Origin of the sequence: Salmonella sp. 2020_1459 (assembly GCF_043847915.1) — a bacterium.
GTDB classification, from domain to species: Bacteria; Pseudomonadota; Gammaproteobacteria; order Enterobacterales; family Enterobacteriaceae; genus Salmonella; species Salmonella enterica.
The window spans coordinates 566,743-587,686 of record NZ_JBCMFA010000002.1 but is presented as its reverse complement, the minus strand read 5'-3'; the positions used below and the strand labels follow the sequence as shown (position 1 = coordinate 587,686).

General features: G+C 48.1%; 18 protein-coding genes, 1 tRNA gene and 5 pseudogenes. 9 read left to right on the top strand and 15 right to left on the bottom strand.

Going from position 1 to position 20,944, the window contains the following annotated elements; all coding sequences use genetic code 11:
- The first annotated feature begins 13 nt into the window (after positions 1–13).
- The 3 genes from ACH0VJ_RS07835 to ACH0VJ_RS07825 all read left to right on the top strand — a co-directional run bounded on the left by ACH0VJ_RS07835 (position 14) and on the right by ACH0VJ_RS07825 (position 2,075).
- Positions 14–640 (top strand): DMSO/selenate family reductase complex B subunit, encoded by a 627-nt coding sequence (locus ACH0VJ_RS07835; RefSeq protein ID WP_000816143.1) that lies wholly within the window; start codon positions 14–16, stop codon positions 638–640.
- Positions 633–1,406, top strand: coding sequence for a DmsC/YnfH family molybdoenzyme membrane anchor subunit (locus tag ACH0VJ_RS07830; RefSeq protein WP_000544929.1), 774 nt, complete (start codon positions 633–635; stop codon positions 1,404–1,406). The genes ACH0VJ_RS07835 and ACH0VJ_RS07830 overlap by 8 nt, the downstream gene beginning before the upstream one ends.
- Positions 1,407–1,481: 75 nt before the next feature.
- The gene (locus ACH0VJ_RS07825) at positions 1,482–2,075 is read left to right on the top strand and encodes a molecular chaperone (protein ID WP_024133365.1); all 594 of its coding nucleotides are present in this window, start codon (positions 1,482–1,484) and stop codon (positions 2,073–2,075) included.
- 83 nt (positions 2,076–2,158) lie between these two features.
- On the opposite strand, the gene ACH0VJ_RS07820 is transcribed toward ACH0VJ_RS07825, so the two are convergent.
- The gene (locus tag ACH0VJ_RS07820; RefSeq protein WP_000773792.1) at positions 2,159–3,559 is read right to left on the bottom strand and encodes a DUF1996 domain-containing protein; all 1,401 of its coding nucleotides are present in this window, start codon (positions 3,557–3,559) and stop codon (positions 2,159–2,161) included.
- 303 nt (positions 3,560–3,862) lie between these two features.
- Here ACH0VJ_RS07820 and ACH0VJ_RS07815 point away from each other — a divergent pair, with 303 nt between their 5' ends.
- A complete protein-coding gene (locus ACH0VJ_RS07815; RefSeq protein WP_001268195.1) occupies positions 3,863–4,768 on the top strand; it encodes an SdiA-regulated domain-containing protein in 906 nt (301 codons plus the stop codon).
- A 294-nt stretch (positions 4,769–5,062) separates the two neighbouring features.
- On the opposite strand, the pseudogene ACH0VJ_RS07810 reads toward ACH0VJ_RS07815, so the two are convergent.
- From ACH0VJ_RS07810 to ACH0VJ_RS07790, 5 genes and pseudogenes are all read right to left on the bottom strand, one after another.
- Positions 5,063–5,194, bottom strand: a pseudogene (locus ACH0VJ_RS07810) (hypothetical protein); the annotation flags it as partial.
- A gap of 117 nt (positions 5,195–5,311) precedes the next feature.
- A pseudogene (locus ACH0VJ_RS07805) lies at positions 5,312–5,554 on the bottom strand (hypothetical protein); the annotation flags it as partial.
- Between the two features lie 139 nt (positions 5,555–5,693).
- Entirely contained in the window at positions 5,694–5,981 is a 288-nt protein-coding gene (gene rtsB, locus ACH0VJ_RS07800) for a transcriptional regulator RtsB (RefSeq protein WP_001541332.1), read from the bottom strand.
- Entirely contained in the window at positions 5,978–6,853 is an 876-nt protein-coding gene (locus tag ACH0VJ_RS07795; RefSeq protein WP_000921665.1) for an AraC family transcriptional regulator, read from the bottom strand. Before ACH0VJ_RS07795 ends, rtsB begins: the two co-directional genes overlap by 4 nt.
- A gap of 264 nt (positions 6,854–7,117) precedes the next feature.
- On the bottom strand, positions 7,118–7,339 hold the full coding sequence (locus ACH0VJ_RS07790; protein ID WP_001576552.1) for a hypothetical protein: 222 nt from the start codon (positions 7,337–7,339) through the stop codon (positions 7,118–7,120).
- A gap of 116 nt (positions 7,340–7,455) precedes the next feature.
- On the opposite strand from ACH0VJ_RS07790, the pseudogene ACH0VJ_RS07785 reads away from it, so the two are divergent.
- Both ACH0VJ_RS07785 and ACH0VJ_RS07780 read left to right on the top strand, forming a co-directional pair.
- A pseudogene (locus ACH0VJ_RS07785) lies at positions 7,456–8,337 on the top strand (IS3 family transposase).
- Between the two features lie 337 nt (positions 8,338–8,674).
- Positions 8,675–9,676 carry a DUF1202 family protein gene (locus ACH0VJ_RS07780; RefSeq protein ID WP_000676523.1) on the top strand — a complete coding sequence of 334 codons (1,002 nt, stop codon included), beginning with the start codon at positions 8,675–8,677 and terminating at the stop codon, positions 9,674–9,676.
- 88 nt (positions 9,677–9,764) lie between these two features.
- On the opposite strand, the pseudogene ACH0VJ_RS07775 reads toward ACH0VJ_RS07780, so the two are convergent.
- Together ACH0VJ_RS07775 and ACH0VJ_RS07770 are read right to left on the bottom strand one after the other, a co-directional pair.
- A pseudogene (locus ACH0VJ_RS07775) lies at positions 9,765–10,810 on the bottom strand (IS256 family transposase).
- Positions 10,811–10,952: 142 nt separating this feature from the next.
- Positions 10,953–11,705, bottom strand: coding sequence for a non-specific acid phosphatase (locus ACH0VJ_RS07770; RefSeq protein WP_000842423.1), 753 nt, complete (start codon positions 11,703–11,705; stop codon positions 10,953–10,955).
- A 553-nt stretch (positions 11,706–12,258) separates the two neighbouring features.
- Between ACH0VJ_RS07770 and ACH0VJ_RS07765 the strand changes: the two are divergent.
- A pseudogene (locus tag ACH0VJ_RS07765) lies at positions 12,259–12,336 on the top strand (helix-turn-helix domain-containing protein); the annotation flags it as partial.
- A 79-nt stretch (positions 12,337–12,415) separates the two neighbouring features.
- Here the strand turns inward: ACH0VJ_RS07765 and ACH0VJ_RS07760 are convergent.
- The 6 genes from ACH0VJ_RS07760 to aspA form a co-directional block, all read right to left on the bottom strand.
- Positions 12,416–12,491: transfer RNA gene (locus ACH0VJ_RS07760), tRNA-Phe, on the bottom strand.
- A 115-nt stretch (positions 12,492–12,606) separates the two neighbouring features.
- Positions 12,607–13,182, bottom strand: a complete 576-nt coding sequence (locus tag ACH0VJ_RS07755) for a transcriptional regulator (protein ID WP_001188509.1) — start codon at positions 13,180–13,182, stop codon at positions 12,607–12,609.
- 36 nt (positions 13,183–13,218) lie between these two features.
- On the bottom strand, positions 13,219–14,922 hold the full coding sequence (locus ACH0VJ_RS07750; RefSeq protein WP_000068883.1) for a protein-disulfide reductase DsbD: 1,704 nt from the start codon (positions 14,920–14,922) through the stop codon (positions 13,219–13,221).
- On the bottom strand, positions 14,898–15,245 hold the full coding sequence (cutA, locus tag ACH0VJ_RS07745) for a divalent cation tolerance protein CutA (RefSeq protein WP_000887832.1): 348 nt from the start codon (positions 15,243–15,245) through the stop codon (positions 14,898–14,900). The genes ACH0VJ_RS07750 and cutA overlap by 25 nt, the downstream gene beginning before the upstream one ends.
- Positions 15,246–15,365: 120 nt before the next feature.
- Positions 15,366–16,667 (bottom strand): anaerobic C4-dicarboxylate transporter DcuA, encoded by a 1,302-nt coding sequence (gene dcuA / locus ACH0VJ_RS07740; protein WP_000637595.1) that lies wholly within the window; start codon positions 16,665–16,667, stop codon positions 15,366–15,368.
- Between the two features lie 114 nt (positions 16,668–16,781).
- Complete coding sequence (gene aspA / locus ACH0VJ_RS07735; RefSeq protein WP_000069440.1) at positions 16,782–18,218, bottom strand: aspartate ammonia-lyase; 1,437 nt, start codon at positions 18,216–18,218, stop codon at positions 16,782–16,784.
- 340 nt (positions 18,219–18,558) lie between these two features.
- Between aspA and ACH0VJ_RS07730 the strand changes: the two genes are divergently transcribed.
- Entirely contained in the window at positions 18,559–19,035 is a 477-nt protein-coding gene (locus ACH0VJ_RS07730; protein ID WP_001267291.1) for an FxsA family protein, read from the top strand.
- A 58-nt stretch (positions 19,036–19,093) separates the two neighbouring features.
- On the opposite strand, the gene yjeH is transcribed toward ACH0VJ_RS07730, so the two are convergent.
- On the bottom strand, positions 19,094–20,335 hold the full coding sequence (yjeH, locus tag ACH0VJ_RS07725; RefSeq protein ID WP_023196598.1) for an L-methionine/branched-chain amino acid transporter: 1,242 nt from the start codon (positions 20,333–20,335) through the stop codon (positions 19,094–19,096).
- Positions 20,336–20,610: 275 nt separating this feature from the next.
- Here yjeH and ACH0VJ_RS07720 point away from each other — a divergent pair, with 275 nt between their 5' ends.
- Positions 20,611–20,904: a co-chaperone GroES gene (locus ACH0VJ_RS07720; RefSeq protein ID WP_000027827.1), complete on the top strand. Its 294-nt coding sequence runs from the start codon at positions 20,611–20,613 to the stop codon at positions 20,902–20,904.
- The last annotated feature ends 40 nt before the right edge of the window (positions 20,905–20,944 follow it).

Below are 20,944 nucleotides of genomic sequence, written 5' to 3'. Positions count from 1 at the left end.
GGAGTGATGTACGATGAAACAGTATGGCTTTTATGTTGACTCCTCGCGCTGTTCAGGCTGTAAAACCTGCCAGGTAAGCTGCAAGGATAATAAAGATCTGGATGTCGGTCCGAAACTGCGCCGCGTCTATGAATATGGCGGCGGAAGCTGGGTGAAAGAGGGGGAAAGCTGGCATCACGACACCTTTACCTACTACCTCTCTATTGCTTGTAACCATTGCGATGAGCCGGTATGTGTCTCCGGCTGTCCGACCGGGGCGATGCATAAACGCAAAGAAGATGGTCTGGTCGTGGTGGATGACAGCGTATGCGTCGGCTGTCGCTATTGTGAAATGCGCTGCCCCTACGGCGCGCCGCAGTTTGATACGCAAGCAAACGTGATGCGTAAATGCGACGGTTGTCTTGACCGACTGGAGAACAATCTGCGCCCTATTTGTGTGGATTCTTGCCCGCAGCGAGCGCTGGATTTCGGCCCTGTCGATGAATTACGGGCAAAATATGGCACGGAGAATCAAATCGCGCCGCTGCCTTCGGCGTCGTTCACCCATCCTAACCTCATTATTAAACCGCATCCGAAAGCGAGACCCACGGGCGATACGGAAGGCGCCATCATGAACATTCGGGAGGTGCGCCATGCATGAGTTACCGCTGGTCTTTTTTACGGTCTTTACCCAGAGCGCGGTCGGCGCGTTTATTCTGCTGCTGATTGGCGGCGCAATGGGGCTGGTCGCGCCGCGGCGCAAGGCTATTGGTCTGTTCTCGGTGATGTGCCTGTTTGGGCTTGGCGTCATTGTCGGCACCTTCCACGTCGGGCAACCGCTGCGTGCGCTGAATATGCTGCTGCGCGTCGGACATTCGCCGATGAGTAACGAGATTGTCCTGTCGGCGGCTTTTGCGGCGCTCGGCGGGCTGGGGGCGCTCGGTTTGTTGCTGAACCGGGCGACGCCGCTGTGTAACGCGTTGGTCTGGTTGGCGGCGATAGTCGGAGTAGTCTTCTTATACGCCGTTCCGCAGATTTACCAACTGCCGACGGTGGCGACCTGGCGTTCATCTTACACCACGGCAATGATGATATTGACGCCGTTGATTGGCGGCGGCGCGTTGGCGGCATTGTTTGGCGTGCGCCGTCTGGGGCTACTGGTCAGCGTGTTGGCGATTTTGGTGAGCTTTTGTCTGCGCCCGGGCTATATGGCGACGCTGATGAGCGCCGATAGCGCTCTGACCGCCGCGCAGCATAGCTGGTTTACCGCCCAGGCGATATTGCTGGCGGCGGGCGTGGTCGGGGTGGTGGTCTGCGCGCGCCTGAAATCGAGCGCTGCGGTGCTGGCCATGACGGCTGTGGTGGTTATCGCGGCGGAGTTGGCGGGTAGGATTGCGTTTTACAATCTGTGGACGCTGCCAATGTAGTTTTTTGCCCGGTTTATGCCATGTAAGCCTGATAAGCGTAGCGTCATCAGGCGAAATATTTCAGGAGCTATTGCTATGCCTTCCCGTGCTGTTTTGCCGCGTATCCTCGGCGCACTGTTTTACTACTCCCCTGAGAGGCCGGAGGTGAAAGCGTTGTTCGATTGTTTGCCAACGTTGCCTGAGCTTTACCCCTGGCGCGATCGCGGACATATTGAATCACTGTGTGCGTCATGGTTGCTACCGGATGATGATGCGCTTACATGGCAATTTTCCGTGTTGTTTGAAGGCCAGGGAAAGATGCCCGTCCCGCCCTGGGGATCGGTCTATCTGGAAAAAGATAATTTGCTGATGGGGGAAACCACCGCCGATTATCGAGCTTTTTTACAGTCGCTGGGAATGGTATTCACTGACCGTGAACGCGAGCCGGAAGATCAGTTTGGCCTGATGCTATTGGCCTGTAGCGATCTGCTGGCACGAGGCGACAACGTGGCGGCCAACCGGTTACTGGAGGCGCATCTGCTGCCCTGGGGATTCCGCTATCTGGAATTGCTGCAACGCAATACCGTTAGCGCCTTCTATGCCCGGCTTGCCGTCGTAGCGACCTGTTATCTGCAGGATGTTCAGCAGCAACAGGGACTACAGCCTGAGAATAAACGGTTGTTTTTCTGAGGTATTGGTCGGGTTTTGATGGCGTGCCGTAATACTTGTGCCGCCATCGTGCCCGCTGTTGCGTCAGCGGGCACAGTTTACTATTACAGCTCCGGCGTCTTTTTGAAACCGGTCAGCATCAGCACCAGGCTCTGTTTTGAGTCCGCTGGCGTGAAGTCGTAGTGATTTCCCTGACGGTCGCCGCCGATATACCAGGATATTTCCGTTTTCCCTTCCGCCAGCGCTTTGCGCACCGCTTTATCGACATCAACCATGCGATACTCATGTGAATGGTCCAGATATAACACGGCATCGGAACGGTAGTTGATCGCCGGTTTATTGTTCCAGGACACGGTACTGACGTGCCAGTCACTGCTGGTCGGGTAAAAGAAAATTTGATCGGCGCCGTTCGTTTCCGTTTTGCCGCCAAAAAGGCGAATACGGTATTTGAATAGCGAAGCGTCCATATTGGCAGGCAGGGGCGGGATCTTGAATTTTACCAGCGTGAGCGTTTCCGGGTGCTGCGTGCGTCCGCCATTTGTCCAGTCATCCTGTACGTACAAGGTATCGACGCTGGCATGAGGCTTGTCGTTTTCGCTGCTTACCCAGGTATTTTCTTCCGCTTTACTGTAGGCGTAAGGAACCGTAGTGCCGCAATCCAGTCCCTGATTCATACACAGATCCGTCATAAACTGCGCGCCATCTTCCGTCCAGCCATTCATAAAATCGGCATGGGCGGTATAAAGACTTCCCCAGCGCTCTTCCCGGGTTTCGCCATGCATTACCGGGTCCATCGACAATTCCACTTTGGACGTATCCAGCGAGGAGATCTGCGGGAGTACCCAGGCGATGTTCATATTCACCGTTGGGATTTTGACCGGATAATCTGCGGAACATTTCCCGTGGTCGGCATAGATAGCGTTATTGTGGCTATGGGTTGGTTTCAGGTTGACGCCATCCCAACAGTTGGGGAAAGCGATCCCGATATTAAACTGGACGGCATCGCCCGCTTTACGCAGGCCGCATATTTCGCCTACCTTGTTGGTGTAACCTTTGCCGTTGGCACATAAAAAGGTGATTGCGGTACTGGGGCCAGTACCGTGATGGTCGCCGGCCAGTAACTCCAGCCCGGCCGGGAATGGATGGAGCGGATATTGCGCTACATTTGTGGATTGATAATAGGTCTTTTGGTAGGCCGGATTTACGATTTCACCATCAGGTAATTTCATGGACGGCGCCCAGTAAGCGGAGCTGTCGGCTTTATTATCACAGGTGGTATCGGGTTGCGCGCGCAACGTCTGGTAGGTAGAGACCGCATCGGTGTGGGTGTTGCCAAAAAAGTCATGCCACATCGCCTGATTCGCTTTACCAAACATCATAATCGCGTCATCGCCCAGCGTGTGGTGATAGCCGCACACGACATGCGCCTGAGGACCGGCATGGGCCGGGAATGCGCCAGCGGCAACGAGCGTAGCCAGGCTGACGGTAATAAGGTTGAGTTTCATTTTTTTGCTGCCCGGTTGAATAGAAGTGGGAGCAGCAATAGCAGATCAAATTGCGGTGTTACATCTCATTAATTATCACTTTTTGTCATTTGCCCTGCATACAGAGACGAGTTTGCAGACGTACTATTTAAATAATTAGCCGAAACTACCCTCCTCTTGATTATGTCAATTTACAAAAAGGGTACGTTAGTGATTAAAATCGGGCTTTTTGTGATAACCCTCACTATTTCATTTTGCCTATGCTAATGGCGCTCGCCATAACCGAATAACGATTCTATCGGACATCGGCTTTATTTTTAAGAAATGCGTTACGACATCAGTCGTGACGCGATCTGCTATGGATTTTTTATGAGATTACTAAAACGCGTTATTGTGGTTGTACTCTTGGGCGTGATTTTATTTATGGTCAGGGACGATATACGCTATGTTTATCAACTGATCCTCAAATATGGTGATAAACCCTCGGCGCTGGCACTGAGTAGCTATAAAGCGGTTATTCAGCAAAAACCAGTCGCAGGAGTTAAGAGTAACCTTTCAGGTTTGACCTACTCCGCCGAAGACAGGATGCTTTTCGCCGTTATTAATAATCCCCCTGAACTGGTCTGGTTAACGACAGAAGGGCAGCTGGTAGGGCGGATGCCGCTGCAGGGTATCCACGACCCGGAGTCTATTGCATGGAGTGGGGGCAACCAGTTCCAGATAGGCAGTGAGAAAGATGGCGCGGTCTATAAAACACAGGTGGATATTCAGCGCGGCGCCATGCAGATAATCTCCATGGTGAAGCTTGAGGGCTATGACAAAGCAAAAAATAAAGGGCTGGAAGGTACGGCATGGGATGCGAAAAATGAGAGATTATATGCCGCAAAAGAAAGAAAACCCATTATGATCAAAGAAGTAGAGATGAGCAAAAATGGTATCACCAGAGCGTTGCCTTCTGCCATCACTGCGAGTGTGAGCGATGTCTCCGGACTTGAATACCATGCCCCAACGGATTCGCTGCTGGTGTTGTCGGACGAGTCAAAAATGATTCTGGAGGTCAGTTCCGAGTGGCGGGTGCGCGATCGATTGTTCCTGACGGCGGAGTGGTCAGGGCTCAGAGACGATATCCCCCAGCCAGAAGGGATTGCCATGGATAATGAAAATAATTTGTATATTGTGAGTGAACCAAATCTGTTTTATAAATTTTCGTGTGATATACAGAATGACTAAAATCTATTTTTACTGTCACAGTATGCTAAAACAGAACAAGGTTATTAATACCATGATTTGACGATTGTTTGATTCGTTGATTCATTGTTGGGGATATTTATGTTTTACTTACCTCAGTAACGGATTACTTTGTGGTGTAGCGTAACGGTAATTGTCCTCCTCATATTTGCGGCAGCGTAGTCTGCCGCTTTTTTTTTATAAATTAACTCTCTCTGTAATAATTAACAGACAATGAATATTATTCTGTTTTTTCAGCAGGCCTCCGAAGAGACCTCGCATGGTGATGTTTAGTTATCAGGCATAATATTCTTCATCAACACTTACCGAATGCCATGTCGCCTCGCTAAGCGAAATCATTTCATCTACGCCGGAACTCTTGTTAACCGGGTTTTTCGTCGGCGATGTGCCTGTAAATGTTCCACTGGCGGCGGCGCTATTACCAGCGGGATCGGTGGCCGTTATGGTGTACTGATTTGCCCCCGACAGAATAGCGGGTTGCGGAACAGAAACATGTCAGTTACTGATATCGTTATCGATACTGGCGGTGTAGTCCGTATCGTTGACCGTGACCTTCACCTGAATATCCTGATGCGCCTCCACGACTCCCTTAAGGGTGACGGTGTTATCCAGACTGTTAACAGTCGATCCCAACGTTGGTTCGGCGGACGGTTGTGTATCAATAGTCAGCTTAATTGTTGCGTGAGCTTCTGAGGAGCCGATAAAGGTTGATGTATTGATGTTAGTGATATTATCGCCTCCGGAGCCGATATCACTATTATCCTCCATGGAACGTACTGGCGGTGTTGAGTCTATCGTCAGCCAGCCGATAGACAGCGAAGAATTATCCATAGCGTTTGCGGAACGATCTCTGAAGATGGTATCCAGAGTTGCCTTGCCTACCACTCTACCAACATTTTAGGAAAAATTACGTAATATCGACTGATATATAAAACTCATTCAGCATCAAATGGATTAATTCAACATCAGTAGTAATATCCATTTTTTTATAGGCTGATCTCTTTTGTGTTGAAATCGTTTTTATATTTCGATCTAATAAATTTGAGCAACTTTTAACAGATAATCCTGCTGCCACGTAATAAATAACTTTTTTCTCGCTCAACGTTAGATCGAATTTTTTAGCGAGCAACAGAATCCCGTCTTTTATATTAATATGTTTTGCTTTGTTCTTATACTGCATTGTCAGATATCTCAATTAACATATTGATGACGAGAGGAAGATAAAAACGCTAAAAATTCCGATGGTGTAGTTTTGAAATGTTTTTTAAAAACGCATGTAAAATAAGAAGCACTATCATAACCACACATATAAGCCACTCGAGTAATATTATATTCACTATTGCGTAGAAGTTTTGTCGCTTTATTCATTCGCGCATTAAGGTAAACTTCGCTGAATGAGGTGTTCTCTTGTTTCAATTTCCTTTTTAATGTGGAACAACTCATATAGAGTGAGTCAGAAATATCCTTGAGCGCCCATTTTCGACTTATGTCGCTTATAATAATATTATAGATATTTTCGGCTAATGTATTTTGCGATAGTTCTCTAAAGAGGGCAAATGCTTCAGGTTCATAGATGAACTCTGAAAGTAGAAATCTTATTAAATATTCCTTTTTATCTTGGGATAATTTCTGGCTTTTATTTGAAGAGTGTAAAAGGTTGAATACTCTTGCTACGCCTGTTTCTATTGGCGCTAACAGATGTTTTGTCGTCGGTTTTGTTAATGGGGCCGAAAAGTCTGCATGTTCATACAGAAAAAAATTATAAGCATTTTTTATTGACGCAGAATCTAATTCAATTAAATTATAATTTAACTGTTCATGAGTCTCTTCCATAGTGATATGAATAGTTTGATCTTTAGCTAAAAATATTAACATTGGCCCTGATGCCGTAATATACTCCCCGGACGATGTCGTAATTGAAATTTTACCCGTGGTGAGCTTGATGAGTACGGACTGCAGTAAATTTAATCCCTGAAGTGATAAGGATTTCCTCTGCCAGTTTTGCGCTGATTGTAAACATTCAATGCTCCCCACCTGGGCAGGTGAGGGATTAAATACTTTTAGCATGATAATTTCCTTTTATTAAATGTGCGTGTAAATCAAAATTATTCTGAAAAATATTTCAAAAGAAAACTAATATATAGCTATATAATTATTTGCGAACTTAAGGTATCAGGTGGCGATCTTTTCATTTTCTATGGAAAATGCTATTTTATATTGCATTTCTACATATTATAGTATCGTTAAAAAACTATGTCGCGTATAAAAAAAAGATGGAAATTTACAAGAATTGGCTCATGTTATTATCAATTTATCTCTTTAAAATTTGAATTAAGTAATAATTGCCTTTAATCTTTTAGAGAATAGCTCTTTAATTTCATGGAGGTAGTTAGCATGAGGTATAAGATCTGATGTTAATTTGTGATAAGGTTTATCCTGGATGTAAATATTAACGCTCTCGGCCAGGAAAGGCATACAACGCGGTAAATATATACTGCGGCGGGTAGACGGTGTAGCGATATCCGGAAGTTTGAGGGGAGGGGAAGCATTCAATCGTATGGTTGGCTTTATGAAAAACGGTGTAACACGTTATTGAGGTTCTTTGATCTTACCCAGCAATAGTGGTCACGTGACTAAGTGAGTAAACTCTCAAGCAAGAGGTGACTCATATGAAAAAACCAGCATCAACCACCAAAAAGCCACGCAAGCAGCACACGCCTGAATTTCGCAGGAAGCCCTGAAACTGGCTGAACGCATTGGGGGGCCGCTGCCGCCCGCGAGCTTAACCTGTATGAATCACAGCTCTACAACTGGCGAAGCAAACAGCAAAATCAGCTCTCTTCTTCTGACCGCGAACAGGCGATGCCCGCAGAGATCGCCCATCTGAAGCGTCCGCTGGCAGAAGGGGATGAGGAACTGGCCATTCTCCAGAAGGCCGCGGCATACTTCGCGAGGCGCCTGAAATGAAGTATGTCTTCATCGAAAAACATCAGGCTGAATTCAGTACCAAAGCCATGTGCCGTGTACTTCAGGTTGCCCGTAGTGGCTGGTACGTCTGGCATCAGCGTCGTCATCAGATAAACCAGCGTCAGCAGTTCCGCCTTATCTGTGATAACGTCGCCCGGGAGGCATTCAGTGACGCAAACAGCGCTATGGTGCGCCACGCCTGACGGATGTATAACATAAAAACCGTGGCGGCCAGCTTGCGATGCGTTACAGATGGTGCAATGACGGCGTAAACGACTGGGAAAGTCAGCGTGCATACAGACAGAGGTGGTCAGTACTATTCAACGGATTAGCAGAGCTTACTGAAACGACATAATCTGCGGGGGAGTATGAGCACCAGAGGCTGTTGTTATGACAATGCCTGTGCAGAAAGCTTCTTTCACACGCTGAAGGTGGAATGTATCCACGGAGAGGGCTTTGCCAGCTGGGAAATAATGCAGACAGCAGTGTTTAATGATATCGAGTGTGATTACAATCAACGGCGTCGTCACAGTGCCTGTGGCAGTCTCAGTCCGGAACAATTTGAAAACCAGAACCTTGCTTAGGGTTGTGTCCATATTACGCGGGTAGGATCAGTCCATTTCTGTAGTCTGCCTGTTGTTCTTCATCGTCAGTTGAAGTAACAGCTTTACCTCCGGCTACAGTAAGGATGATTGAAAAAATCATTTTAATGGCTTCAGCCAGCCCATTAAAAAATTACTTTCCAACTATCTGATTTATTAGAGGTATTGTCTTTCATTAAGATAGCGAGTCCTGGTGGTTTAAAAATAAAGACACAGTATTATAATGAAAATAACACATCATTAAATATTGAATTTGCTAACTCGTTGTGTGATGCTGAAATGATTTTATTGCATATTATTAATTTCTGGGATGAATGTTATGAAAGGAAAATTTTTGTGTGGTTTATTGGTTTCGCTATTAATTAGCGGATGCGGTGACGATAACACCCCTACAGAGAAAGTCTTGAAAGAACAATTTAGTAATCAATTTCATGGGCGTCTTATCCTTGATTCAATTGATATCAAGGAAACATCGGTTGATGGAAATAAGAGAACATATGCTGCTGATGGCTTACTTTCTACTGGCTACGATCTGTATACGCCAGTTGCCTCGTTAACTGATTATATTGTTGTTCAAAAATCGTGGGATAAAGGCAAAGATATTAAATTCTCAGCAACTTTGAACAGTCTTGGTAATAAAGATACTGGATGGAAAACAATATTTTCTTCATTACAAATGTCAGAAACACCAAAAGGCAATCCAATTCCTAATGTTGAAACTGACGGTAAATATATCATCATGGATGGAGCAGGTTTTGATGATAAAATAAATGCAATTAAAGATGAATATGCCAGGAAGAAATCAAAACTAAACGAATTAAATAATGATATCGCAAAAGTTAAAACTAATATATTAGTTATTAATAAAGAAATCGATGAGTATTGGGGGAAAGGGGAAGATGGAAAAACACAAAGCCGTTATTTTGTTCAGCGTGATTTGAATAAAGAGCTGGAACTCTTTAATAAAGAAAATGCTCCTTATTATTTTGAGAAGAAGTACAATGCTGAAGTTTTCGACCCAGCAATGAAGGCTCGCCGGGAAAAATTAAAGAATTACAGGTTGAGTGATTTTGATGACATAAGGGCGGAGAAACGTGCTGTATTAGAAAAACATAAAGAAGAATACTCCGTAAAATATAATGAAATTAATGAGAAGATAAAAGCGAAAATGAAGGTGCTCGATGATGGTTTACAAGAGTTGATAGCAAAGAAACGTGGTCTCATACAGCAGCAATCAACCATCTCAGACGAGATTCGCAATCTTGATTATCAATATAAAAATTGGGTAAATTTTATGGAAGAGCTAAATAAAAGAAAATAACTGACTATTATTATGAGTGATAAAAAAGAGACTGAAATCTGGTCTCTTTTTTTGAGCCTGTCAGTAATTCTATGTAACTGCTAATATATTAAAGGTGATTGCTCAGGCGGTCACCGAACTCGATAATAAAGCGACTCATCGCCAGCCGCCAGTTCTGGATCGGCATACTCCATTTTTTTGATGCATCCTTGATTGCCAGATAAATAACCTTTCGTACCGAGTCATCCGTCGGGAACACTTTGCGTTTCTTAATCGCGGCACGGATCACGCTGTTCAGGGATTCGACTGCGTTTGTAGTGTAGATGGTAGATGGTCTTGCGGATATCCGGCGGATAACTGAAGAGCGTATTGAGGTTTTCCCAGTGCGCACGCCAGCTTTTGCTGATTTGCGGATATTTCGGGAAGACGCTGTTTATCGCATCCGGGAAGCCCTTCAGACCGTCCACACAGGCAATCAGGATGTCCTGAAGGCCCCGCTTTTTCAGCTCCGTCAGCACGCTTAGCCAGAACTTTGTGCCTTCATTTCCGGACAGCCACATGCCGGCAACGCTTTCTGACCTTCGGTATTGATCCCCAGCGCAGGGAAAACTGCTTTGTTTATCACACTGCCATTCTGATGAACTTTGACAACATACAGTCCATATAAACAAAGGGATACAGCGTATCCATTTGTCGGTTTTGCCACTCAATGACCTGCTCTTTTACGGCGTCGGTGACTTTAGATATCAGCGTGGGCGACACATCGGAGTCGTACATTTCTTTGAAGGTGGCAACGATTTCGCGGGTAGTCATGCCTTTGGCGCAGAGGGATAAAATCTGTCTGTCCATCTGCGTAATGCGCGTCTGGTGCTTCTTAATCAGCTGTGGTTCGAAGGTATTTTCACGGTCACGCGGCGTGTTCAGTTCGATCTCGTTGTTATTGCATAACACCGTTTTTGACGAGTAGCCATTGTGGGTGTTTGAGCCTGTTTTGGGCGCATTTTTCTCATACCCGGGGTGGTCAGCCAGCTCCGTATTGAGCGCTGTTTCGACGGTAAGCTTCGTCAACATGCGGGAAAAAGCATGGAGATCGGCTTCGGTTTTAAGGCCTTCAGCCACTTCAGCCGCAAGGGCTTTAAGTTTCTTTTCGTCCATAATTGCCTGTCTCTGTTGTTGGAGTGAACATATCAAAAACAGGCACTTACACAATTTTAATTACAGTCTCACGCCCGGTCACCCCTACGCAGTTGCACTTCCTTTCATTTGCTGTGGCCAGTTTGCGGGAAGACTTTCACCTTCAGTAATTAAGTTTGGGGTGATCTTCTTTACTCAATAAATTATTTTTGTCGTTCAGCTCCTCACGGACTTTTGCCAGTGACTTCTGAAATGCCGGGATTGTTTGCAGTCTTGCAAACTCTACTGCTCCCACATAACGGCCAGCATCAACATCGCTTTGCCAGTGAGCACCGCATATCACTCTGCTTTGCCCGAACTCCCATCCGCGTCTGGCGAGCTCCTGTGCGCGTTCCGGTCTGGCCTCGGATAATACTAATGCCAGAAGTGTACCATAAGCAGTATGCCCGGAAGGGTAAGAGCCATCTTTTCTCAAAGTATTCTCATCTTCAGGACGGCAGGTGGAATGATTAAATAAGACAAAGGGGCGGGTACGCATATAATATTTTTTTGCCGAAGCAGTAGCGTAGTAGCCGCCCATTTTCAGAAGATTCTGTAACATATTCCAGGTTTCTGGCGTATCTTTGGGATTAATTTTAGCGCCCACTACTGGCGAGAATATTCTGGCTATATTTTCCACGCTTATATCTGCATCCTCAGCAGCTTGTTTCCATCGTGGGGAACCCTTTATCGCATAGCCCTTAAAATAAGCCTCCTTATCATAGCGGAAAGCCGGATCATCATTACCTGGCGGTGGTGGTAAGTAGAACTGACTGTTCACTGATTCTTCAGGAGAATGAAAGGGTTGCACTGTTTCTGCTGATGTATATTTAGCTACGATCAGTGGTAGAAAAAATACTAAATAACGACTTTTCATAAAGACTCACTCCGGATCAGGCAATAATAAACAGATGTAATCCTATAATGATTTATTGCAATGGTTATTCAACATACAGGTAAAAAAGCAGGACGCTGCACTGGTATTATTGTCTGTCCATACCGGACTGACTGTAGCGGACAACAGAACAATACCGGTACTTCCGGCTAACAGCATTTTGTTTAAATTTTCTCCCCGGTTGTTTTTTATCTGCGTGCCTGACTGACACGCATTAGGTTAAAATCTTTCCGTAATAACAAACTATGAATAAGTATTTTAAAGTATGTGCTCTGTTACCCCGGTAACTACCATCAGTCATGATGTGCTGAGTATTAATTTATGATTATGAACAAGAGTCGGAAACAGTATTTAAGAATAAAGAAGCCGACAAAGAAAAAATGCCAAAACTGGCGAAGGGATTATTGTTTTCAGTGATGAAAAAGTTCATGGCGGAGATATTGGACTCACTTGTCGGGGTTAGCGAACCGTCAGATGAAGTGATAGGCGTTATTACTGGTAATAATCTCCCTGTAGCTAAGTAAGCTTTTGACCCTGGCCCAAAGGTGAGCGGCTGATCGACGAAGCGCTGGGCGTTGCGCCAGAGAAAATCTGGCCTTCTCGTTATAGCTAGTCAGGCCAGAGATGGGGGCTACGGATTTCCATTCCCAGAAAAGCAAAAACCCAGCCATAGGCTGGGTTTTCTGAATAAGTGGTGCCCGGACTCGGAATCGAACCAAGGACACGGGGATTTTCAATCCCCTGCTCTACCGACTGAGCTATCCGGGCAACGGGGCGCATTAAACCGTAAAGGGGCGCGGTCGTCAACGGCTTTACACGAAAAAAGTGATAAAAGCGCGCTGACTGCCTGCTTTTCAGGCAAAATGCATAAAATCAGTACCCGTCAGGTGAGCGCTCCACCCTGACGGCACTGTGCAAAACGCAGAATATCTTCCGCCAACCGCTGAGCGGTATCTACATCAGCCTGACTGCGGTTGACCAGCATTCGGCTGAGACAACCTTCCAGCACCAGCTCCATCTGCCTTGCAACCATCGCCGGATCGTCAATTTCCAGCGTGGTCAGTAGCTCATGGGTAAAATCATGTGCCGCGCGTTTTTGTTGATTGGCCAGTTGGTGAATAGGATGGGTTGGGTCGGGATAAAACGTACAGGCGGCAATGAACAAGCAACCAGGATAACGGTTATTACTTACACATTCCGAAAGCGCGCTGTAGCGTGCCAGTAGCTTTTGTTCAGCAGAAAGCGTCTCATCAAGAAGAAGCTGGCGTCGCCAGATATCTACCTGCTGACTCAGATAACGTAGCGCGTCATATAAAATGGCTTCTTTATCTGGCCAGAAACGCTGTAATGTGTCGAGTGGGCGATTTACGCGCTCCGCCACCATTTCCAGCGTAGTATCGGCTATCCCTTGCGTCTCCAGTAATTTCAGGGCTTCTCCCAGAATATCTTCACGTTGCACGGTATTCTCCTCCGTCTTTGCTTTTGCAAGTGTCGCTCACGGTTGGCGATCGTGCAAATGCGCGCTAAAGGTGGCGGCGTCCATAAAGCCGGTGACTCGCGCTTGCGGCTGTTCCTGGCCTTGGGCATCAAAGAACAGAATGGTGGGCAGCCCGAGAACTTGCAGATGCTTTAACAGCGCGACGTCCTGCGCATTGTTAGCGGTGACGTTAGCCTGTAAGAGCACCGTGTCGCCGAGCGCCTGCTGGACCCGCGGATCGCTGAAGGTATACTTTTCAAACTCTTTACAGGCCACGCACCAGTCGGCGTAGAAATCCAGCATAACGGGTTTGCCTTTGGCCTGCGCCAGCGCCTGATTGAGTTCGTCCACGGTAGAAATAGCCGTGAAATTGAGGTGCGCTGGAGCTTGCGCGGATGGCGATCCGAACGCCCAATCCTGTAGAGGCCGCACGCTAATGAGCGCTGCCGCCAGCAGGATAATCTGTACGATACGCATCCACGCTCGTCTGGCCTGAAGGCTGGTGATAAAGGCCCAACCAAAGAAAGCGACGCCCAGCAGCGACCACAGACGTAAACCCCAAGCCTCGCCAATAATCCGCTCCAGTAAAAAGACCGGTAACGCGAGGATCACGAAACCAAAAGCGGTTTTAACATGCGCCATCCACGGGCCGCTTTTCGGTAGCAGACGGTTGCCAAACACGGTGACCAGCATTAGCGGCAGACCCATACCTAATGCATACAAATACAGCGTACCGCCGCCCAGCCACATGTTGCCGCTCTGAGCGATATAAAGCAGGATCGCGCTTAACGGCGCTGTAGTACAGGGAGAGCAAATTAATCCGGCAATCGCCCCCATAACAAAAACACCGCCGGGCGAGCCGCCTTGCTGACGATTACTCATTAATGTCAGCCGGGTTTGCAGTGATGAGGGGAGCTGTAGTGTGAACAGGCCAAACATCGACAACGCAAGCAGGGTGAACACGATGGCAAGGCCGATTAACACATAAGGGTGCTGCAGCGCCGCCTGAAACTGTAATCCCGCCGCGGCGACGACCAGACCCAGTGCGGTATAGGTCAGCGCCATCCCTTGTACATAGATAAAGGCCAGCAGCAGTGCGCGCCCTGTCGACAAACGTTGCCTTCCCCCCAGGACAATACCGGAAATCAGCGGATACATGGGTAAAACGCAGGGCGTAAAGGCGATGCCTATGCCGATCAGCAGTGCCCAGAGCGCGGAAAAAGGTAGCTGGGCGGCGGGTTTTGACGTCTCACTCGTCTGGGTGACAGCAGGCGTCGGCGTGGCGTCTATTGCCGCGGCGACTTCACTTAGCGGCACCGTTTTCGTTTCCGGCGGATAACAGAATCCCGCATCGGCGCACCCCTGGTACGTTATCGTTAATGTCGCGCCAGCCGCCGCCTGGTTAACCGTTACCGGAACGTTTAGCCGCTTACGGTAGATTTCGCTTTTTCCGTAGAATTCATCTTCATGCCAGACGCCTGCCGGGAGTTGGACTGCGGCGATATCCGCTTTCGTCGGCGTGATACTGATTTGTTTACGGTAAAGGTAGTAACCCTCTTTTACCTGCCAGGAGAGGGTAAGATCGTGTTGATTTTGCTGAAAATCAAAAACAAACGCCCGGTCGGCAGGGACGAACTGCGAGCGACCCGGCGCGTCGAATAATCCGGCGAAGGCGGATGTGCTGCACAGCAGCAGGATCAGCGTAAAGATGCGTTGAGCCATGAGAGGTAATCAGTATCTCCGTGAGTAACAGGTAAAACCAGAAGTTCAGGCGTTTGATACGGGTGATGAGACTTCAGGCAGTCGATAAGCGCTTGCTGATGTGAAACGGTGGTTTTTAAGATCATTTGAACTTCATACTCCTGCTCCAGTTTGCCTTCCCAGTAGTACAGCGATGTCGCGCCGGGGAGGAGGGTGGCGCAGGCGGCCAGTTTTTCCGCCAGCACTTTGGCGGCCAGATCCTGGGCGGTAGCTTCATCCGGGGCGGTACAAAGCACCACAACGGCCTCGGGGATGGAAATATCCTGACTCTTAACATCAAGCATAAACACCTCGAAAGAACAAAAAGACCCGCAAGTGAACGGTCACTATACAACGGACGAGGGCAGGATGTTAGTCAAAGGGCGGGAGAATGCGGGGCGTGATACGCCCCGCGGGTGAAACACTTACAGCATAAAGCTGCCCAGCAGGAAGCCGAAGCAGACAGCCAGAACGACGCCCAGGGTGCCTGGGATGAAGAACGGGTGGTTAAAGACGAATTTACCGATACGGGTTGTACCGGTGTCATCCATCTGTACCGCCGCAACCAGAGTCGGGTAGGTCGGCAAAATGAACAGGCCGGAAACGGCGGCGAAGGAAGCGACTGCCGTCAGCGGAGAGACGTTCAGCGCCAGCGCCATCGGCATCAGCGCTTTCGCCGTTGCCGCCTGAGAGTAGAGCAGCGCGGAAGCAAAGAAGAAGATGACGGCCAGCAGCCACGGATGGCCCTGGATGACGCTACCCGCAGTGTCTTTGATCCAGTCGATGTTAGCGGATACGAAGGTATCGCCCAGCCACGCCACGCCCAGAATACAGATACAGGCGCTCATCCCTGCTTTAAAGGTACTGGAGTTGAGGATGGCGTCAGTTTCCACTTTACACAGGATGGTGGTCAGCGTTGCGACGCTCAACATGATGATCAAAATAGCGTTGGTGGTGTTCATCAGCGGTTTCTCAACCAGGCCGAGGCTCGGACTGTTGACAATCGCATAAACAACCACGCAGATAACGCCCAGCAGGAACAGCCAGACGGAATTTTTTGCCATTGGTTTGATTTCAATCTGCTTTTCACCACGCAGTTCAATCAGCCCTTCTTCCAGACGCTTGCGGTAAATCGGGTCGTCCGACAGTTTGGAGTTGAACAGCATCGTGACCAGGAAGGACATCACCAGCACCGCCAGCAGCGTAGAGGGGATAACCACGGACAGCAGGTGAATGTAGCTAATGCCATGACCTTCCATAACAGAAGACATATACACCACGGCCGCAGAAATCGGCGAGGCGGTAATCGCAATCTGCGCGGATACCACGGCGGTCGAGAGCGGACGGCAAGGTTTGATTCCCTGCTCCTTCGCGACTTCAGCAATAACCGGCAGCGTTGCCAGGGAAATGTTCCCGGTACCAGCAAAAATAGTCAGGAAATAGGTCACAATCGGTGCGAGGATAGTGATGTATTTCGGGTTCTTACGCAGCAGTTTTTCCGTCTGGTTTACCAAATAATCCAGACCGCCCGCGACCTGCATAGCAGAGATCGCGGCGATAACCGCCATGATGATGGAAATGACATCGAATGGAATTGTCCCTGGCTTCACGCCGATGGCGGCAAGTACCAGAACACCCAGCCCACCTGCGAATCCAATACCGATGCCCCCAAGTCTGGCGCCCAAAAAGATTGCCAGCAAAACAATGATAAGTTCGACAACTATCATATTAGCCTTCCTTGTTGTTTAACAAGTTGATATTAAATTGTTGTTATTTGGTAACTTCTTGTAAGAAAAAAGGCACGTCATCGTGACGTGCCTCTTTGGTACTACCCTGTACGATTACTGTTCGCTTTCATCAGTATAACGTTTAGCTTTATAAGCCGGGTGCATCAAGTTCTGTACGGAGAAAATATCGTCCAGCTCGGCTTCCGTTAACAGGCCGCGCTCCAGCACAACTTCACGTACGCTCTTACCGGTTTCAGCACAGATTTTACCGACGATGTCGCCGTTGTGGTGGCCGATGAACGGGTTGAGGTAAGTGACGATACCGATGGAGTTATAAACGTACCCTTCGCACACTTCTTTATTCGCGGTAATGCCGTTAACGCATTTTTCCAGCAGGTTGTAGCACGCGTTGCTCAGAATGTGGATGGATTCGAACATCGCCTGGCCGATAACCGGCTCCATAACGTTCAACTGCAACTGACCGGCTTCCGCCGCCATCGTAACGGTGGTGTCGTTACCGATGACTTTAAAGCATACCTGGTTTACGACTTCCGGTACTACCGGGTTCACTTTGGCTGGCATGATGGAAGAGCCCGCCTGCAGTTCCGGCAGGTTGATCTCGTTCAGGCCGGCACGAGGACCAGAAGAGAGCAAGCGCAGGTCGTTACAGATTTTGGACATCTTCACTGCCAGACGTTTCAGCGCGCTGTGAACCATAACATATGCGCCACAGTCAGATGTCGCCTCAATCAGATCTTCAGCCGGAACACAGGCGAAACCAGTGACTTCAGCCAGTTTTTTCACCGCCAGCGGAGAGTATTCTTTCGGCGTGTTCAGACCAGTACCGATTGCCGTTGCGCCAAGGTTGACTTCCAGCAGCAGCTCAGCAGTACGCTCGATGCTTTTCACTTCTTCTTTCAGCAGGATGCTGAACGCACGGAATTCTTGACCAAGCGTCATCGGTACGGCGTCCTGCAACTGGGTACGACCCATTTTCAGGATGTCCTGGAATTCAACCGCTTTACGTTCGAAACCTTCACGCAACTGGTTGATGGCATCGATCAGTTTGACGATAGAGGCGTAAACCGCTACACGGAAGCCTGTCGGATAGGCGTCGTTAGTGGATTGACATTTATTCACGTGGTCGTTCGGGTTCAGGTACTGATATTCACCTTTCTGATGACCCATCAGTTCCAGCCCGATGTTGGCCAGCACTTCGTTGGTATTCATGTTGACGGAAGTGCCCGCGCCGCCCTGGTAGACATCTACCGGGAACTGGTCCATGCACTTACCGTTGTTAAGGACTTCATCACATGCGGCAATGATGGCGTTCGCCACACTCTTAGGAATGGTTTGCAGCTCTTTGTTGGCCAGCGCCGCCGCTTTTTTTACCATAACCATGCCACGCACAAATTCAGGGATGTCGCTGATTTTGTTATTGCTAATGTAGAAGTTTTCAATCGCTCTCAGAGTGTGAACACCATAGTAGGCTTCAGCTGGAACTTCCCTGGTACCCAACAGATCTTCTTCGATACGAATGTTGTTTGACATGTGAACCTTCTTTTTCAAGCTGCCAATGATTTTTACTTTAAAACACACAGGATATATGTGATTTCGAATGTTTTCTGACCGACGATTATCCCCTCCATCGGCCTGATAAACGAGATCATATGCTGGTTCAGAATTCCTACCGTAATCTGGATCACTTAAAGTGTGGGAATTTACCCCTTATTTATTATTTTGTGAAATAGGTCACCGCTTTAGTATTACTACCTAAAATAGGTGTACAAACCACTTGAAATTTTGCTACGCACCACCATATCGAATCGATGCGAATCGCAACCCCATTCAAATGGTCGTCGCAGACGGCCATGACTTACAGGAGAGTCCTTTGCGCTGGATACCCTTTTTAGCTGTCTTTCTCTATGTTTACATTGAGATTTCTATCTTTATCCAGGTCGCCCATGTGCTTGGCGTCCTGATGACGCTAATCCTGGTGATTTTTACGTCTGTTATCGGTATGTCGCTGGTACGTAACCAGGGTTTTAAAAACTTTTTGCTGATGCAACAAAAAATGGCGGCCGGTGAGAGCCCGGCGGCAGAAATGATTAAGAGTGTATCGCTGATCATCGCTGGCTTACTGCTCCTGTTGCCGGGATTTTTCACCGATTTTCTCGGCCTTCTCCTTTTGTTACCGCCAGTGCAAAAACATTTGACGCTGAAGTTGCTGCCGCATTTACGTTTTTCCCGGATGCCGGGCGGCGGGTTTAGCGCGGGTACTGGCGGTGGCGAAACATTTGACGGCGAGTATCAGCGTAAAGATGACGATCGCGATCGTATTGAACATAAAGACGATCGTCGGGATTAAAGGTAGAGATGCTGGTCGGATAAGTCGCGTGAGGCGTTATCCGGCCAACAGATACGTCTTACGCCATGCGTTTTCGCTTCGGTAAAAACAGCCATAATGCTGCCAGCATAATAATGGCATATAAGCTTTTCCACCCCAGCATTACCAGCAATAACAGGCACAGTAGACAACCCGTCACCGCCAGTGCATAGCAGCGCCCTTTCAACAGTCGACAGCCCGCCAGCATACAAAGCAGATAGAGCATAATAAAAATACCGTTAGCATAGACGATCAGCGCATTGAGGTTAATCTTCAGGGCGTAGACGACCAGGGAACTCACGCAACAACAGGCCAGAATAACGTTTAACGCGTGCAAGGGAAGGCGCCCGGGAGAGAGTTGAGCCAGATAGTGATCGGGCTGATATTGCATTTGCGTCCATATCAGACGCGCAAAACTCTGAGCATACACATTCAGGCTGGCAAAGCAGGTGAGATAACCAATAATGCAGGCTACCCACAACGCCTGGATACCGAAGAGATGAACAATAATAAGCGGTAGCGAGGCTGTTGCCGCTATCTTGTCGCTATAGACGCCAAAATGCAGCACCACGGCGGTACAGGTCCAATAAATGGCGCCGGCCAGCATCAGGCCAATGATCAATGCGCGCGGAAAATCACGTTCAGGATTTTTAAATTCAGACGACAAATGCGTAAAAGCCTCAATTCCCACAAATCCCCAGAACATGATCGCCAGGGCGGTACACAGGCGGGAAAAGGTGATTTCGTTTGCGGCTGGGAAGGTGATATCTGCAGGTTTAATCGCGCCTTTCCACAGAATGGCGGCAATAAGCGCGATAATTAATCCAGCGATAATGGCTTGCAGGTTGGCGCTGGAGCTGGCGCCGCGCGATCCCATAAACCATAGCAAACCTAGAGTACCCAGCTCCCCAAATAAGAGCTGTTCGCTTTGCCAGCCAAACAGCGCCTGGCCGAAACCCACCGCAATATGCAAGGCTGCGGGAAAACTAACAGGAATGACTGATAAAAACAGCCAACTGATCACCCGTTGCAGACGCGGGCCAAATGCCATCCCGACAAAATGCGCTACGCCACCAGCGTGTGGAAAATGACGCCCCAGCACAGCAAAGACAATCGCAATAGGGAAAATCAAAATAATGAGCAGCGGCCATGCCCAAAGGCTGATGTCGCCTGCCGCCAGCGCAGCCAGCTCCGGAAGCGCAAAAACGCCAGTCCCTAATAATGATGTGGTTAACAAGATAACGCCCTGAACCAACCCAAGCTCTTTTTTTAGTTCATTCATCAGCTCATTATCCGGCGGCATTGTAACGTCAGGTGACGACAGACATTTTTAAGCGTATCACACACGCCTTTTCTTATAGCAGGATGTTCTAAACCTTGGGTAAACGTGAGATAAGTAGCGTTTTTACCGCTTTTTTCGCTCAGAAGAATTTTTTTTCATCTCCCCCCTTGAAGGGGCAAAACCCCATCCCCATCTCTCTGGTCACCAGCCGGGAAACCGTTTACGGGCCGGCGTCACCCATAACTGATAATGACTTTCTCAAAGGAGAGCTATCAATGAGTATTCGTCCGTTACATGATCGTGTGATCGTCAAACGTAAAGAAGTTGAGTCTAAATCTGCTGGCGGCATCGTACTGACCGGTTCCGCAGCGGGTAAATCAACTCGTGGCGAAATCATCGCTGTCGGTAAGGGTCGCATCCTGGACAACGGTACTGTACAGCCGCTGGACGTGAAAGTTGGCGACATCGTTATTTTTAACGATGGCTACGGTGTGAAATCTGAAAAGATCGACAATGAAGAAGTGTTGATCATGTCTGAAAGCGACATTCTGGCAATTGTTGAAGCGTAATCCGCGAACGACACTGAACATACGAATTTAAGGGAAAGAG

What these genes read in the sequence shown, in the direction of transcription:
- ACH0VJ_RS07835 (WP_000816143.1), top strand. Translation starts at nt 14, where the DNA reads ATGAAACAGTATGGCTTTTATGTTGACTCCTCGCGCTGTTCAGGCTGT.
- ACH0VJ_RS07830 (WP_000544929.1), top strand. Translation starts at nt 633, where the DNA reads ATGCATGAGTTACCGCTGGTCTTTTTTACGGTCTTTACCCAGAGCGCG.
- ACH0VJ_RS07825 (WP_024133365.1), top strand. Translation starts at nt 1,482, where the DNA reads ATGCCTTCCCGTGCTGTTTTGCCGCGTATCCTCGGCGCACTGTTTTAC.
- ACH0VJ_RS07820 (WP_000773792.1), bottom strand. Translation starts at nt 3,559, where the DNA reads ATGAAACTCAACCTTATTACCGTCAGCCTGGCTACGCTCGTTGCCGCT.
- ACH0VJ_RS07815 (WP_001268195.1), top strand. Translation starts at nt 3,863, where the DNA reads ATGCGTTACGACATCAGTCGTGACGCGATCTGCTATGGATTTTTTATG.
- ACH0VJ_RS07795 (WP_000921665.1), bottom strand. Translation starts at nt 6,853, where the DNA reads ATGCTAAAAGTATTTAATCCCTCACCTGCCCAGGTGGGGAGCATTGAA.
- ACH0VJ_RS07780 (WP_000676523.1), top strand. Translation starts at nt 8,675, where the DNA reads ATGAAAGGAAAATTTTTGTGTGGTTTATTGGTTTCGCTATTAATTAGC.
- ACH0VJ_RS07770 (WP_000842423.1), bottom strand. Translation starts at nt 11,705, where the DNA reads ATGAAAAGTCGTTATTTAGTATTTTTTCTACCACTGATCGTAGCTAAA.
- ACH0VJ_RS07750 (WP_000068883.1), bottom strand. Translation starts at nt 14,922, where the DNA reads ATGGCTCAACGCATCTTTACGCTGATCCTGCTGCTGTGCAGCACATCC.
- cutA (WP_000887832.1), bottom strand. Translation starts at nt 15,245, where the DNA reads ATGCTTGATGTTAAGAGTCAGGATATTTCCATCCCCGAGGCCGTTGTG.
- dcuA (WP_000637595.1), bottom strand. Translation starts at nt 16,667, where the DNA reads ATGATAGTTGTCGAACTTATCATTGTTTTGCTGGCAATCTTTTTGGGC.
- aspA (WP_000069440.1), bottom strand. Translation starts at nt 18,218, where the DNA reads ATGTCAAACAACATTCGTATCGAAGAAGATCTGTTGGGTACCAGGGAA.
- yjeH (WP_023196598.1), bottom strand. Translation starts at nt 20,335, where the DNA reads ATGAATGAACTAAAAAAAGAGCTTGGGTTGGTTCAGGGCGTTATCTTG.
- ACH0VJ_RS07720 (WP_000027827.1), top strand. Translation starts at nt 20,611, where the DNA reads ATGAGTATTCGTCCGTTACATGATCGTGTGATCGTCAAACGTAAAGAA.